The 14,520-nt window shown below is 37.4% G+C and carries 14 protein-coding genes; 9 read left to right on the top strand and 5 right to left on the bottom strand.

Translation table 11 applies throughout. The features are described from left to right. Nucleotides 1-62: 62 nt before the first annotated feature. On the bottom strand, nucleotides 63-929 hold the full coding sequence (locus HDE68_RS14560; protein ID WP_183882946.1) for a LysR family transcriptional regulator: 867 nt from the start codon (nucleotides 927-929) through the stop codon (nucleotides 63-65). A gap of 106 nt (nucleotides 930-1,035) precedes the next feature. Between HDE68_RS14560 and HDE68_RS14555 the strand changes: the two genes are divergently transcribed. The 7 genes from HDE68_RS14555 (at nucleotide 1,036) to HDE68_RS14525 (ending at nucleotide 6,505) form a co-directional block, all read left to right on the top strand. Next, on the top strand, nucleotides 1,036-2,217 hold the full coding sequence (locus HDE68_RS14555; RefSeq protein WP_183882945.1) for a YbfB/YjiJ family MFS transporter: 1,182 nt from the start codon (nucleotides 1,036-1,038) through the stop codon (nucleotides 2,215-2,217). A 121-nt stretch (nucleotides 2,218-2,338) separates the two neighbouring features. Continuing rightward, nucleotides 2,339-3,319, top strand: a complete 981-nt coding sequence (locus tag HDE68_RS14550; RefSeq protein WP_221300740.1) for an alpha/beta fold hydrolase — start codon at nucleotides 2,339-2,341, stop codon at nucleotides 3,317-3,319. Nucleotides 3,320-3,330: 11 nt separating this feature from the next. Then, the gene (locus HDE68_RS14545) at nucleotides 3,331-3,555 is read left to right on the top strand and encodes a hypothetical protein (RefSeq protein ID WP_183882944.1); all 225 of its coding nucleotides are present in this window, start codon (nucleotides 3,331-3,333) and stop codon (nucleotides 3,553-3,555) included. 67 nt (nucleotides 3,556-3,622) lie between these two features. Further along, nucleotides 3,623-4,150 carry a YceI family protein gene (locus HDE68_RS14540; RefSeq protein ID WP_183882943.1) on the top strand — a complete coding sequence of 176 codons (528 nt, stop codon included), beginning with the start codon at nucleotides 3,623-3,625 and terminating at the stop codon, nucleotides 4,148-4,150. A 108-nt stretch (nucleotides 4,151-4,258) separates the two neighbouring features. Further along, entirely contained in the window at nucleotides 4,259-5,344 is a 1,086-nt protein-coding gene (locus HDE68_RS14535) for an NAD(P)H-dependent flavin oxidoreductase (RefSeq protein WP_183882942.1), read from the top strand. 66 nt (nucleotides 5,345-5,410) lie between these two features. Next, nucleotides 5,411-5,941 (top strand): hypothetical protein, encoded by a 531-nt coding sequence (locus tag HDE68_RS14530; RefSeq protein WP_221300739.1) that lies wholly within the window; start codon nucleotides 5,411-5,413, stop codon nucleotides 5,939-5,941. Nucleotides 5,942-5,971: 30 nt separating this feature from the next. Beyond that, nucleotides 5,972-6,505 carry a cysteine hydrolase family protein gene (locus HDE68_RS14525; RefSeq protein WP_221300738.1) on the top strand — a complete coding sequence of 178 codons (534 nt, stop codon included), beginning with the start codon at nucleotides 5,972-5,974 and terminating at the stop codon, nucleotides 6,503-6,505. Between the two features lie 350 nt (nucleotides 6,506-6,855). Here the strand turns inward: HDE68_RS14525 and HDE68_RS14520 are convergent, their stop codons facing one another. Further along, entirely contained in the window at nucleotides 6,856-8,385 is a 1,530-nt protein-coding gene (locus HDE68_RS14520; protein WP_183882941.1) for a peptidase M61, read from the bottom strand. A gap of 261 nt (nucleotides 8,386-8,646) precedes the next feature. Between HDE68_RS14520 and HDE68_RS14515 the strand changes: the two genes are divergently transcribed. Then, nucleotides 8,647-10,872 (top strand): GH92 family glycosyl hydrolase, encoded by a 2,226-nt coding sequence (locus tag HDE68_RS14515; RefSeq protein ID WP_183882940.1) that lies wholly within the window; start codon nucleotides 8,647-8,649, stop codon nucleotides 10,870-10,872. A gap of 217 nt (nucleotides 10,873-11,089) precedes the next feature. Next, nucleotides 11,090-11,764: a hypothetical protein gene (locus HDE68_RS14510; protein ID WP_183882939.1), complete on the top strand. Its 675-nt coding sequence runs from the start codon at nucleotides 11,090-11,092 to the stop codon at nucleotides 11,762-11,764. A gap of 161 nt (nucleotides 11,765-11,925) precedes the next feature. Here the strand turns inward: HDE68_RS14510 and HDE68_RS14505 are convergent, their stop codons facing one another. From HDE68_RS14505 to HDE68_RS14495, 3 genes are all read right to left on the bottom strand, one after another. Next, nucleotides 11,926-12,897 carry a zinc-binding alcohol dehydrogenase family protein gene (locus HDE68_RS14505; RefSeq protein WP_183882938.1) on the bottom strand — a complete coding sequence of 324 codons (972 nt, stop codon included), beginning with the start codon at nucleotides 12,895-12,897 and terminating at the stop codon, nucleotides 11,926-11,928. Between the two features lie 80 nt (nucleotides 12,898-12,977). Next, the gene (locus tag HDE68_RS14500; RefSeq protein ID WP_183882937.1) at nucleotides 12,978-13,556 is read right to left on the bottom strand and encodes a Crp/Fnr family transcriptional regulator; all 579 of its coding nucleotides are present in this window, start codon (nucleotides 13,554-13,556) and stop codon (nucleotides 12,978-12,980) included. A 224-nt stretch (nucleotides 13,557-13,780) separates the two neighbouring features. Beyond that, nucleotides 13,781-14,374 carry a hypothetical protein gene (locus HDE68_RS14495; RefSeq protein WP_183882936.1) on the bottom strand — a complete coding sequence of 198 codons (594 nt, stop codon included), beginning with the start codon at nucleotides 14,372-14,374 and terminating at the stop codon, nucleotides 13,781-13,783. Nucleotides 14,375-14,520 lie beyond the last annotated feature (146 nt).

Raw genomic sequence — 14,520 nt, 5'->3', positions numbered from 1 at the left:
CTCATTGGTAATACAAAGAGCTTTCAGTAATAAAATTTAAATTAATGATTGCAGGAGTTTAGCTAATTATTCGCAATCGAATCCTCAAACAATTGCAAGGCCTTGTGAGATGGTGAATTCTTCATTCTAATAAAAACAGTAGGGCACCGGGCATATTTTTCCGGAATCTTTATTGTAGTCAAACTCCTGTATGTATAATGTTTTTTGATTAATTCTTCGGGAAGTAAGGTAATTCCCAAGCCATTTTCTACCGACTGAATAATGCTGTCAAGCGAATCCATTTCTACAAACTTTAGCTTTTTAAGTTCTGTTTCTGAAAGCAATTCTTCCAGAATGTTACGATATGAACATCCTTTACTGAAAACAATTAATTTGATAGGTTTTGTGCTTTTGTTTAAATGCTCGATACTGGAATATAGAGATGACGATACAAGACAGAGTTTTTCTATAATAACAGGCTTTACAATCAAATCGGGGTGCGTTACCTTTCCTGCCACAAATGCCCCGTCAAGTTTAAATGAAAGTACATTTTTTATCAGCTCACCGGTTGTACCTGTTTTAAGAACAAACTCCATATCTGGATATTCGGATACAAATCTTTGCAGGATGTCTGGTGCCCTAAGTGAAGCAACTGATGGTAAAGAACCGATTTTTAGTTGCCCTGTAAGAGACCCGTTTTTGTTCACCGTATTCTTAAAATCATTTAGCGTATTAACAATCTCTTTAGCGACTTTAAGAAATTGAGTTCCTTCACCGGTTAATTCAAGTTTCCGCGTTGTCCTGGTTAGAAGTTTCACACCCAATTGCTCTTCCAAATATTTTATCCTCGCTGAGACATTGGATTGAACAGTGTTGTTAATGGCAGCTGACTTTGTGATGCTCTCATATTCGGCAACACCTATAAATATGTTTAAATCATTAATGTTCATTTTGCAGAAGATATTAATCGTTTTTAATGATGAATATATATCACAATTTATTGTTTTTAATGATGTAAAAATACAAATAAATTTGTACTGTTAATAATGAATCACTATGGATGAAAAATTGAAAAGGCCCAATTCCCTTGCTTATGCTTTTACAGGATTAGTTACGCTATTAGTTGGTATTGGTATTGGAAGGTTTGGTTATCCACCACTTATACCTGCAATCGTGAATCAAAAATGGTTCACAGTTGAGCAGGCAGATTATCTGGGAGCTGCTAACTTAACAGGTTATATAATAGGATCTGTCATTGCAACTTTATTAAATAAGTATGTGAAATCCGTAACATTGATAAGAATGATGCTAATTCTTACAGCATTAACATTTCTTGGTTGTGCCTTTAATCTTTCGTTTCCGTTATACTTTACATTAAGGGTTCTCGCAGGTATTACTGGTGGTGTTTTAATGGTTCTTACAGCACCCACGCTATTTAAATACACATCAAAAGAAAAAAAAGGATTAATTGGAGGATTTATTTTTTCTGGCGTTGGAATTGGTATAGCCTTGTCAGGAACAATTATTCCTTTACTGGTCAATAAGGGTTTGTCATTAACTTGGTTCGCTTATGCTGTAACAGCCATTGTTTTGATATTAGTTGCGTGGAACGGTTGGCCTAAGGGAAGTAATGAAAGGCATAATATTACTCCCATAACTCAGGGTTCTGGTGTCAGGTTTTGGAATAAAACTGTTGTCTTGCTTGTGGTTTCTTATGCATCCAATGCCATTGGGTTCGTGCCACATACGGTTTTTTGGGTAGATTTTGTCAGTAGGGGACTAAATTTAGGGATTGGGACAGGAACGCAGTTGTGGGTACTTTTAGGATTGTCTGCTGCAATCGGCCCGCTGTTAACAGGTTTTATTGCTGATAAGATAGGTTTTGCAAAAAGCATCAGGATAAGTTTGCTGATTAAAGCAATTGGCGTTGTTTTACCATTAATTTCCACATCCATTTGGAGCCTTGCTATATCCAGTATTTTTGTTGGTAGTCTGGCATTAGGAATAAGTTCACTTGCGGCAGGTAGAACGGCTGAATTGGTTTCACCTAATCTTCAGAAAAAAGTATGGGGTTATATGACAGTAACTTATTCCATTGCACATGCTTTTACAGCTTATATACTCACTTATCTTTTCTCTGTTTATGGATCTTACTATATGCTTTTTACCATCGGCGCAATATCATTGATTATTGGAAGTTTAACCGATTATCTGAGTTCAAAATCTGTTGAAATATAACGGTCAGAAATGGTTCTTTATAATATAGTAATAGAAGTGAATCCTGAAATTGAAACCGATTTCATGGAATGGTTCAGGAAAAAACGGCTGTTTGCAGTAGAAGAAATATAATAATCATGTTATGAGAAAATTAATATACGTTAAAATACTAAGTACTATCTTAATGATTGCTACATCAAAAAATCAAGTTATGGCACAGAGCAAAACTGAAACTTTAATTGAAAAACAAGATAACCCTTCAATTTTTTACAAGACGATTGAAATAAAGGGGCAGGTTATCTTTTATAGAGAAGCTGGGCGCCTGGACAAACCAGTAATCCTTTTTCTACATGGATTTCCATCATCATCACGCATGTGGCAACCCTTATTAGAAAAATTAGCTATGGATTATCATGTAATAGCGCCGGATTATATCGGATTTGGACATAGCAGCCAGCCAGGCCCGGAAAGCTTTACTTATACTTTTGATAATTTAGCAGAATACATAGGTAAGTTTATTACTCAATTATCGCTGGAGAAATTCATATTGGTACAACAGGATTATGGTGGGCCCATTGGAATGCGGATTGCCGAAAAATATCCTGAAAAAGTACAGGCAATAATTATTCAGAATGCTGTTAGCCATAAAGAAGGCCTTTCGCCTTTGTGGGAAACAAGAAAGGCGTTTTGGGCTGATAAAGAAAAATATTATGAAGCCGTAAAAAAGAATTTCATAAGCTTAGAAGCGACCAGACAAAGACACATAGGCAGCACGCCAGCACCTGAAAGAATTAACCCTGATACATATATAGACGAATATTTATTCCTAAATAAACCGGGAATGGCAGATATTCAGTTAAATCTTTTTTACGACTACCAGAGTAATGTTAAATCATATCCTAAATGGCAGGAATGGTTAAAAAAACATCAGCCTGAGATGCTTGTTATTTGGGGTAAATATGATCCCTCATTTACTGTCGCCGGAGCTTGGAAATATAAGGATGATGTTCCCAAAGCGGAAGTACATATAGTGGATGGAGGGCACTTTGCATTAGATGAAGCCGAACCTGAAATTTTAAGGTTAATGCAGCAATTCCTGAAAAGGGTTACCATTGAAAGATAATGCTCATCAAGATGAAAGCTAAAGAAGTTTTTAAGGAGTATGTTTCAAAAAATGCTGCACTTACTGAGGAGCAGTTTGATGATTTTTTTTCTCATTTTGAGCTTCAGAATTTCAAATTTGGTACCCAAAAACCTGATCGCGGCTTACCTTGGCGTATCCCGGGAAACATTAAGCAGACTTTATCATACCTAAGGTGTGATGTAGGTCACTTAATAATAAACCTTTTTCGAATGTGATCCAGGTCACCTGAACTGCTCGTTTTTCCTCCCGTACTTTGTCCTGCAATTAAAAAAAACAAATCACATGGAAAATCAAAAATTCATCATCGATACTGCACAGAGCAATATTGATTGGGTAGGTAAAAAGGTAACCGGAGCACATAACGGAACGATAGCCATTAAAGCGGGTAACATCATTTTTAATGATGATAAAATTATAGGCGGTGATTTTATCATAGACACTACCTCTATTAATATACTTGACATTACTGACCCGGATACAAATGCTCAATTCCTGGGACACCTGATCTCTGACGATTTCTTTGGTGCAGAACAGTTTCAGGAAGCAAATTTGGTGATCAACACCGTTACCGGAAATCGTATTGACGCTGACCTTACCATTAAGGGCATAACACATCCAATAAATTTTGATGCTGAACTGCAATTGAAGGATAATACGGTTTCAGCTACGGCTAAACTTTTGGTAGATCGCACTAAATACGGTATGAAGTTCAGATCTGGAAACTTTTTCTTAAATCTGGGAGATACCCTGATCTATAATGATTTTGAGTTAAATATAAGTATAACCGCTAAAGCTGAGTCATCATATTAAGATGTATGATTTAAACTAAGATGAATTTCTGTCATAGGACAAAATCAAAAAACAATGGGTGATTGTTAATAAAATGGTCAGCTATGTAGTCAAATAAATTGAAAAATTATGTGGTATCAAACAAAAGCAGCCAAAATATTGAATATTCAGTATCCTATTCTTCAAGGTCCGTTTGGTGGTAACTTATCATCTGTTGAATTGGTAGCAACAGTGTCAAATCTAGGGGGGCTTGGTGGCTATGGTGGTTATAATTTGAATCCAGAAGAACTTATCGCAGTGGATAAGCAGATTAAGTTGGCTACAAATAAGCCTTACAATATCAACTTATGGGTTTCAGATACCGATGCGGTGGATGGTTCGGTTTCAGATGAGCAGTTTAAGCTGGCTCAGCAGTTATTTAAGCCTTATTTCGAAGAATTGGGTATAGCACTTCCAGAAAAACCTGCACCATTCAAAAGCAGGTTCGAAAACCAGGTCGAAGTAATTTTGCATCAGCGGCCGCCCGTGTTCAGTTTTATGTTTGGCGTTCCAAAAGGCGATATTCTGGAACAGTGCCATAGACTTGGAATAGTGACTATTGGCACCGCGACTACGTTGGATGAGGCAATTGTTTTGGAATCCGCAGGTGTAGATATTATCATCGCCTCGGGGTTTGAAGCCGGAGGGCATCGCCCATCTTTTCTTGCTTCGGCAGAAAACTCTACAATAGGAACATTTGTATTATTGCAATTGATTAAAGAGAAAGTAAAGACGCCTGTTATTGCTGCAGGTGGAATCGCTAATGGCAAAGGTGTTGCCGCAGCACTTGCCCTGGGGGCAGATGCCGCGCAAATTGGAACTGCTTTTCTGGCAACCGGAGAATCTAATGCTACGGCCATTCATAAACAAATGTTATTCTCGGATGCAGCGAAATATACAACACTGTCAAGGGTATTTACCGGTCGGTCCGGCAGGGGAATCAGCAGTCGTATTGCACAGGATTTGATCCATCAGGAAAATGGATTTCTTCCTTTCCCACTGCAGACTCAATTTATGTCATATCTAAGGAAAGCAGCTATTGAACAGGAGAAATTAGATATGATATTGTTTTGGGGTGGTCATATTGCACCTATCCTGAAGCATACTAAAGCGGCTGAGCTGATGAGATCAATCCTGGAAGAAACGACTGTATACTTTGACCATCTAAAATCTTAAAATAATTTAACCGTGTTTAAGGTCATTGACCAACTCAACCCGGTATCACACTAAAATATAAGTATCATGGAAAATGAAAAAATTATTGTTGATTCCAGCTTTTCAGCTATAATCAACGCCCCAATTGAAAAAATTAATATTCCAGAATGGTGTTTTACACTTTCGGAGCAAGAGTACCAATCCTGCTCGCCAGCCCATATCACAGCAGGGTTTACCACTTCGCCAGAAGGCAAACGCATGTCTATCAATGTGGAGGTAATTGGTGGAAGCCTAATGGTTCAGCACTACATAGAGCATCTGGGTGAACCTGCAAATCTGATCCTGGAATCAGTTTCAGATGTATTTACCCCAGCTGGTCGTAGCGCTATACATGTTCACTGGGAACTTAGTGTCAAAAAAATTGATGATAATACCAGCGAATTTACCAACAGGGTTCAATCACGGGCAACGGAAGCCTTTACAAAGTTTATTGATGAACAGGGGATTCCTTTTGAGCAGTTCAAAGCTCAGCGTCAGCCGGCCTCTATCTATCACAATCAGACTGAAACACCTTTGTTTGCAAAAAGCATCGAGCGTCATGCCTTAGGAAAAAAATAAACGGAATTTGAAATCAATAAGACTGAGAAAATGAAAGTACAATCTTATCAGCGCGAAAAAACAGCGTTACTTTTTATCGATCCCTACAACGACTTTCTGTCAGAGGGAGGAAAAATATGGCCGCGGGTAAAGGAAGTTGCAGAGGCTAATCATTTATTAGATAATCTACGGGCAATTGTAAGTGCAGTAAGAAAAATCGGGATTCAGGTATTTATTGTTCCGCATAAACGATGGGAAGCAACAGACTATAAATATTGGAAGCATCCTAATCCCACACAACTTGGTATCATGGAACGTCATACCTTTGCTAAAGGTACATGGGGAGGGGAATGGCACCCTGATTTTGCCCCACAAGAAGGAGATATCATTGTTAAGGAGCATTGGGCTCAAAGTGGATTTGCGAATACTGATCTGGACATGTTACTCAAACAAAAGGAAATTACTCATGTCATTGCTATCGGATTGTTAGCGAATACCTGCGTTGAAAGTTCAGCTCGTTTTGCCATGGAGCTGGGGTATCATGTTACTCTTATCAAGGATGCTACAGCGGCTTTTAGTCAATAAATGATGCATGCCGCCCATGTACTCAATGGCCCGACATACGCCCATGCAATATTAACGGCCAATGAACTAATTAATGCGCTGGCTATTGACTAGATCTTAACCGGGTTCATTCTATTTTATTCTTACATTTCGTTTCATCAATGGGGCTCTTTGATGTAAAAAGACTGACGGGACCTGATCTTTCTTTTCTGACAGGAGCCTTATTGTTTGAAACAGTGAGAATTAAACTTCCTGAGAATATACGAACAAGTAAGTCCCTGATTAAAGTTCTTGGACAGAACTCTAATCATTTTTATATTGAATGTTTAATGGTAGGCAGGTAAATGAGCAGCCAACCTGGAGGTGAGCTTTTACTGGTTTATCCATGCTTTTCTCAATGAAAGCTGAGCTGTCGAAGGGTTATTAATTTCAATAACAGTCTTCGTTGATTCCCTGTAATCAAGTCCGGCCTTTTGTAAACTCTCTTTCAAAGGAATTGGTAGCCCTGTTTCAACATAATCTTTAAAAAACTGACGAATCTCAGGGAATGTCAGTGCTGTAATTACATTAAACAAGTCTTCATCTCTAAAAGGTTTTTCAGGACCATATTTTTTAATCAGCATCTGCATTAATTCTTGTGTCCCAGTCTTTCCATTGGAAAGTTCTCTTAAACGAATATCAAGACATAAACCCAGCAAAGCCCCTTTTTGGTAAAAATTCATATACTGGTCCTGCATTTTAATGGCATTAGTACTTATCTCAGTCATAGACAGTCTGTTATTAAATCCGTCCATACCTTTAATTTTTCCTTCAATATTTTTAAGAAATTGCTGCATGGTAATCATATGTTGCTTTATGGGCATATGTATGGTCGCATATTCGGTCATACCTTCATAAAGCCAAAGATGTCTGGATAGTATAGGATTAAGAAAATTGAAATTCTGTACTTCTTCAGAATGAACATTGAGTGGGGTCAAAATGTGAAAAAATTCGTGTGAGGCAATTCCCATCAGGGCTTCAGGAAGTTTATCTAAAGTTTCCGAGCCATACAAGCATACAGTCGAATTGTTGTGCTCAAGACCATCACCCATCATCCCTTTGGGGATTTTTTCGTGATAGATCAGAAATGCATATTTATTAACTGGTAATTTGCCTCCAAGATAGGCCTGCTGATTAATTAAAATTTTCTCTATTTTGGCAGACAGGGTTTTTGAATAGGATTGATCCTCCTTTGAATAAAAAGAAACAAGGACATTTGTATTCCCAATTTTTATCCAGGTGGTATCAGGTACGCAATACAATACAGGCGCATCAACCAGGCGACGATAATCTTTCGCTGAAACAATATCTGTTGTATCATTTTTACTGATATAATCCAAAGCTGACGAGGCATAGAATCCTCTGTTCTTTTTTACCGTAACAGTATAGCCTCTGTTTTTAATCTCCTCGAAATAACCTGCCAGAGAATTATAGTTAATTACAAAGACACTGTCTTTTTTAAACATACTTTCGGGAGATTTTGCACTTGAAATCTTTTGCATCAGATGCTCCCAGCCGCCAGATACCTCATAGGTTATCTTAGCTACATTCTTTAAGTTAGGTATGATCCAGGTATTTGTATCTAATCTTTTAACTGCAATATTCTCTCCCTTCTTGTTAAAAGCCTTGAATTCTGAAATATACCGGCCAAAATTCAGTGCGTCATAATAGCCGGGAATTAGCTTTGGCATAACAAATTTCCCCTCTTTCAGATTGTTTTTAGGTGGGACAAAGGAAACCTGTATTTTGTTGTTTTTTTCGTTAATTAAGTTGATTTCGTATTGATAATTATTCATTAGAGATTGCGCCGATAATGTCGATGAAAATACCAGCATTGCAATGAGTAGGAGGAACTTATTCATTATCTTGATTTCTAACATATATTTATAGATTGAAACATTAGCTTTTTACTCCAATAAGCATCAATTGTGCCATTTTGATTTCAAATTACTCATTAAAATTAAGTGTTTTGTAGATAGTTTAAACGAGAACTAAATTAGTGTTGATTTGTTTGTCTGTTTTTTTGCGCTAACATAATGAGTAAATAATGTGATTTATAATACAAGATCAATAAGAACCGGGGTATTCTTTATATTTACCTGACCATCTATTAAATCTGATCCATGAAAAACATACTCAAAACGTTGTTGCTGGTAATCACATTAATTTTTAACAGCTCTTATTTTGTCCAGGCGCAGCAGGCAGGTACTTTGGGTAAATACGTTAATACTTTTATAGGCAGTTACCCGCTGACGAATCCTAAAATACTGGGATATAAATTACCTGAAAACTGGCGTTCATGGGCAGGGCTCACGTTTCCGGGCAGTTCAATGCCCAATGCCATGGTACAGCTGAGCCCAATGACAGAGTATGGTTCGGGTGCAGGCTATGAATATGAAGACAATATTATTTATGGGTTTACCCATACCAATAAAGGCCACTGGAATCTTTGCAATATTCCCCTGATGCCTGTTTGGGAAAAAGGGATAAGTAGTGCTAAGGCAGCAATTGCTGCTTCGCACAATACAATAGAGGGTAAGGGGCGCAATCCGGCAGATTTCGGTTCCTTGTTTTCTCATGATAAAGAAAAGGCCTCACCAGGTTTCTACCAGGTATATCTGGAAAATTACAAAGTGAATGTGAGCCTGACTTCTACTTTACGCTGCGGATTTCACCGGTATGATTTTTCTGGTACTACCGGCAGACAGATCATCTTTGACCTGGGCAGGGCCAATAATAATATATCTGACTGGGAGATCACACAGGTGGATAAAAATGTATTACAGGGAAGCCAGCAAACAGGTGAACGTATTTATTTTTATGCGGTGTTAAACACTGAAATAGCTTCGCTTGATAGAAACAATGCTGCAAAATCCGGAGGTTATGCACGCATCAGGTTATCAGATGGCGATAAAGGGCCGGTAGAAGTTAAAATAGGTTTATCTTTTGTCAGTACAGCAAATGCTCAAGAGAACCTGGAGAAAGAGATTGGAACTAAAAGCTTTGAGGAGATCCATCAGCAGGCTACACAAACCTGGGAGCAGATACTTTCAAAGATCAGGGTTAAAGGTGGTACAGAGAAACAAAAGCAACTCTTATATTCCTGTCTTTACCGGTCATTACTCTGGCCAGCTTTGCGCAGCGATGTGAACGGTGAATATACAGATGTAAAAATGCAGCGTTCGCAATCTTCAGATTTTAATTATTATACCGAACCCTCTCTCTGGGATACTTATAGGAATAAAGATGTGCTTTTAGGCCTTATCTCACCAAATGTAACACTTGATGTGATCAAATCTATGAAAGATGTGGGCGATAAAACCGGATTTATACCTACCTTTTTTCATGGTGATCATGGTGCTTCATCTATTGCAGGCGCGTATCTACGGGGGATTGATAACTTTGATGTCAAAGGTACCTACGCTATTTTACTCAGGAATGCGAATGTTTCGCCAGGCGCGCGGCCACACCTTGTGGAGTATATTGAAAAGGGATATATTTCAGATCCGGACATTGCGCACCCTGAAGTAGAAACGAAAGCAAATGCGGGTGTTTCAAAAACGCTGGAGTATTCATATGATGATTATTCACTTGCCCGGATGGCTAAGAAACTCGGTGATACCAGCAACTACAAGATCCTGATGGCAAGGTCTAAGAATTACAAAAACATGTTTGATCCCTCTACAAGGTTTATGCGGGGAAGGTTAAAAAATGGAGAATGGATCAAACCCTTCGATCCACAGTATCCTTATTATGAATATATGTACAGGGAAGCCAATGCCTGGCAGGTTTCGTTCTTTGCACCGCATGACATGAAAGGATTGATTGAATTGTATGGTGGCCCTGCAGGTTTTGAATCTAAACTTGATTCTTTGTTCACTTTACCCTGGAACCCTAAACATATTGCCCGAAATGTAGAAACTTTTATAGGTCAGTATTGTCATGGTAATCAGCCCGACCACGAGGCGCCATTTGCATATACTTTTATCGGAAAACCGGAGAAAACACAAAAGGTGCTTGACAATATTATGAATAACCTCTATGGCATAGGCGATAAGGGGCTGGCATTGGCAGGCATGGATGATGCCGGTGAAATGTCTGCATGGTATGTATTAAGCTCAATAGGACTGTATACTTTTTCTGCCACTGATCCTGAATATCTGGTTACCGCGCCTTTATTTGATGAAGTGAAATGGACAACAAGTACTGGCCATACATTGACTGTAAGTAAACCGGGAGAAGGAAGAGGTATTACTGGTATAAAAGTTAATGGTAAGGTAAATGAAGGATATTTTGTGTCTCATGACCTGTTTAAGAATGGCGGAAGGGTAGAAGTAATTACAAGGTAATACCTGATTTACTTATGGTTGTATTGGCGTATTGCAGATGGACTAAACTCCAGACGAGGTCTTGACAGATTTTTATTTATTCCAGAAGTTGAGATTAATTAATGCATAATTTTGCGTTATTGAAATAAATATTGATTAATAAATTAAATATTATCACTAACAGATATGTAAGGATATTGATTACGTTTGTATGTACCAAAATTTCAACTCAATATTTATGGAACAAGCAATTAACAAACTTCAGGATTCGGTCGCATTATTAGCTCTGAACATGGCATTGTCATCAGATAAAATGGCATTATCATCAGATAAAATGGCATTGTTAGCAGAAACCATGGCAATTGGTTTTCGAAAGAGTGATGAGAACTTTCTGCTTCTCAACAGGGAGATGGGAGTACTTACTGGAAAGGTAGAAGGACTTGAAGAAAAAGTGGTGGTGTTAAGTGGGGCAGTGGATCAACTCGACGAAAAAGTTGGGTTGTTAAGTGGGGCAGTGGATCAACTCGACGAAAAAGTTGGGATGTTAAGCGGGGCAGTGGATCAACTCGACGAAAAAGTTGGGTTGTTAAGTGGGGCAGTGGATCAACTCGACGAAAAATTTGGGGTGTTAAGTGTTACAGTGGATCAACTCGACGAAAAAGTGGGAGTGTTAAGTGTAACAGTGGATCAACTGAGTGGAACAGTACAGTTACTGGGAGAAAAAGTAGATGACAACTTTGAGTCGCTTAATAAAAGAATCGATTTATTACAAGGGAAATCTACTTGTACTATGGAATCATTAGAAAAGGCAATTAGTGAACTGAAATCTGAACTTCAGAAAGTATCGGTAGTCACCCGCTATGAAAATGATTACTTCTACCTGGTGAGTCCTGGTAAAGGATTGCCAAACTAATTATACACTCTTGAGATAAGTTTTGCCAACTTAATCATTTATAAATCCCATACCATTATTAATAGTATGGGATTTCTTATTTTAATGATAACTATTTCGTTTATTTAAATAGTTTAAAAAAGGATGGTTTGGAATAATCTATACTGAACGGAATAGCCTTATTACATAGTAACTACCAAACGTTTTCCATCAGAGACCTCCATTTCCCATAATTTTTCAATGTCCTTTAGGTTAACGCTTATTGTATCTACTTTGAGCTTGTCATGTGCCAGAAGTTGAAACATTTCAGGAAGTATTTCAGAAATGAGCTGTTCCATTTCACCTTTTGTCCAACTGCCCAGGCCGGAGCCCGAAAGTTGCAGGTCTACACTTCTTAGAACCTCCGATGATAATTGAATTGTATCGCCTGTTATAGAACCTATAGAAACAAATCTTGTTTTATGTGTAAATGAACCATGTCCCTTTAGGCATGAAAGGATAAGTTCTGCCGTATGTCCCCACAAATAATCTACGATAATATCTATTGGTGTATCATTGTGGATTATCTTCAGCTGTTCAATGAATTGTTCATTCGTTTGCATAACGGAAATTGTTTGGTCTGCACCTAATGTCAAAAGAGATTTCAGCGTTTCTTCATTCCTGCCTGTAACTATTATTTTTTTAGCCCCATAATACTTTGCCATCTGAACAGCAATTTTTCCTGTAAAGCCGGTGGCTCCGTTTATTAAAACTGTTTCACCTGATTTTATATTCGCCCTGAAACGAAGTGCCATTGCTGAACCTGCAACGGCATTTGGCAGTGCACAGGCTGCGATATCGTCAATTCCTTCGGGTAATCTTACCATTCTTCTTTTGTCTATTACTGCTTTTTCAGCGATCATTCCACTAATGCCTAAAGCAAAAACTTTTGTACCATCATCAAGTAAACCCACCCCATCGCCACCGATTACGGTTCCATTTTGTTGTTCCTTTCCGGCAGAATAATGTCTGCCGCTAGCTGTACCTTTGTCGAAATGTTTAATTGCCGCTGCTTTCATCGTAATTAAAAGTTCCCCGTCATTTTTTACAACTGGATCTGGAAAATCTGTGTACTGAGGAAGTTCCCCTCTTTGGTAAATTACTGCTGCTTTCATTGTTGAATATTTTTTAAATACAATGCAAAACTAGCAGCATAGTACTGTGTGGGACGATAACATTTGTTATCAAATACAGCCTATTGTTTTTGTTTGGATATTTTACTTTTTATCCTGCTAAGGTGAACAGTTGAAACACCTAAATAAGAAGCGATATAATGTTGGGGAATACGTTGAACGATCTGTGGTTTTTCTTGTAACAAATTGAGATAACGCTCAGTTGGAGTATTCTTTATGAATGAAAAGAAATGCTTCATATAATCAAAGGTACGGTCAAAAAGGGCATTGATTAGCTTATCCCGAAGTAGGGGGACATCTTTTATTTCCTCAATTATCCTGTCTATGTCCTTTTTGTGAATCCACCACAGCACAGATGGCTCAATGGTTTCGATACTTACGGGACTAGGGAATTCTTTTCTGAAACTTTCAATAGATGCTACCGTACTGTTTTCAAAAAAGAATTGAAAAGTCACATCTTTTCCGTTGTTGTTAAACCATACACGGATACATCCTTTTTCAATCAGAAATAGTTTTTTTGAAATTTCGCCTTCTTGTAAAAGCGTTGTCTTTGCAGGGACTTCCAGCCGTTTGAAACAACTGATATAGTCATTCCATTTTTGCTCATTAACAGGGAATTTATTTTTAAACTGATCAAACATTATTTTCAATCCCGAACCAAGGTAATATTTATTTTTTATTTCCTAAGGTCTGTTAATTTGAAAATTGATATTGTCTGTTAGTTTGATTCATTCTAAGCACTTTCAGGGAGGGGTTACAAATATTTCAAACCATTTAATTTAAATCGTCAGTTGAACTGGCAGACGATTTAAATTAAATGGTTTATATATTACAAGCAGACAAGTCCAATAGAAAATCAGTCGGTTTATCTAACATCTATCGTGCTGTTAAACGCTTCACCTTTAGATGTTAAAACAAAAGTTAATTTGTTAGAAAGGGCTTTTCCAACATTAAATTTTCTAACCAATTTTGATGAATCGTTATAAATATTAGTGTAAAGTTGATTGTTGAATTCATCGAAGATTGTAATTTCAACCGGAGCCTTATTTGTATAATCTAAATTAAGGGTTACCACTCCATCTTTCTTTGTCAACACTGGTTTAAAGGCTTCTTTATTTGGGGCTTCAGAAAGTGATGCTTTATTATTTTCAATGTTAATTTGATATTCAACTGATTTTAAACCCGTTTCTAATTTCATTATATAAGTTCCATCAGGAAAATCAGTTAAGTCATAAGTTTTGCTGGACCCGCTTAATTCATGACCTTTTTTCTCATATAAGACTTCATCATTCAGGCCATAGAAGGTTACTTTCATATCCTGCGTCTGATTTATAGAAAGACTAATGGTTTTTCTTTCTGCATTGTTGACTTTTAATGAAAGGTCATCATTATTTGCATATGTATTTACACTGGTAAAAAGGATGGTAGCTATCAGGCTAATTTTGAGTAGATTTTTCATATCATTAATTTTAGAAGAGTTAGTAATTATTTGATGGGTCTAAGTTATTGACAATGAGTTACTATAATTGACTGCATATTTTCCAATAGTTATGCTATATTAACATCAATACGTGTTTTTTTTGTTAAAACACACAATAAAGTATA

The sequence above is a fragment of the Pedobacter cryoconitis genome (genome assembly GCF_014200605.1).
Taxonomy (GTDB): domain Bacteria; phylum Bacteroidota; class Bacteroidia; order Sphingobacteriales; family Sphingobacteriaceae; genus Pedobacter; species Pedobacter cryoconitis_B.
The sequence above is the reverse complement of the archived record's forward strand: the minus strand, read 5'-3'. Positions and strand labels throughout refer to the sequence as shown.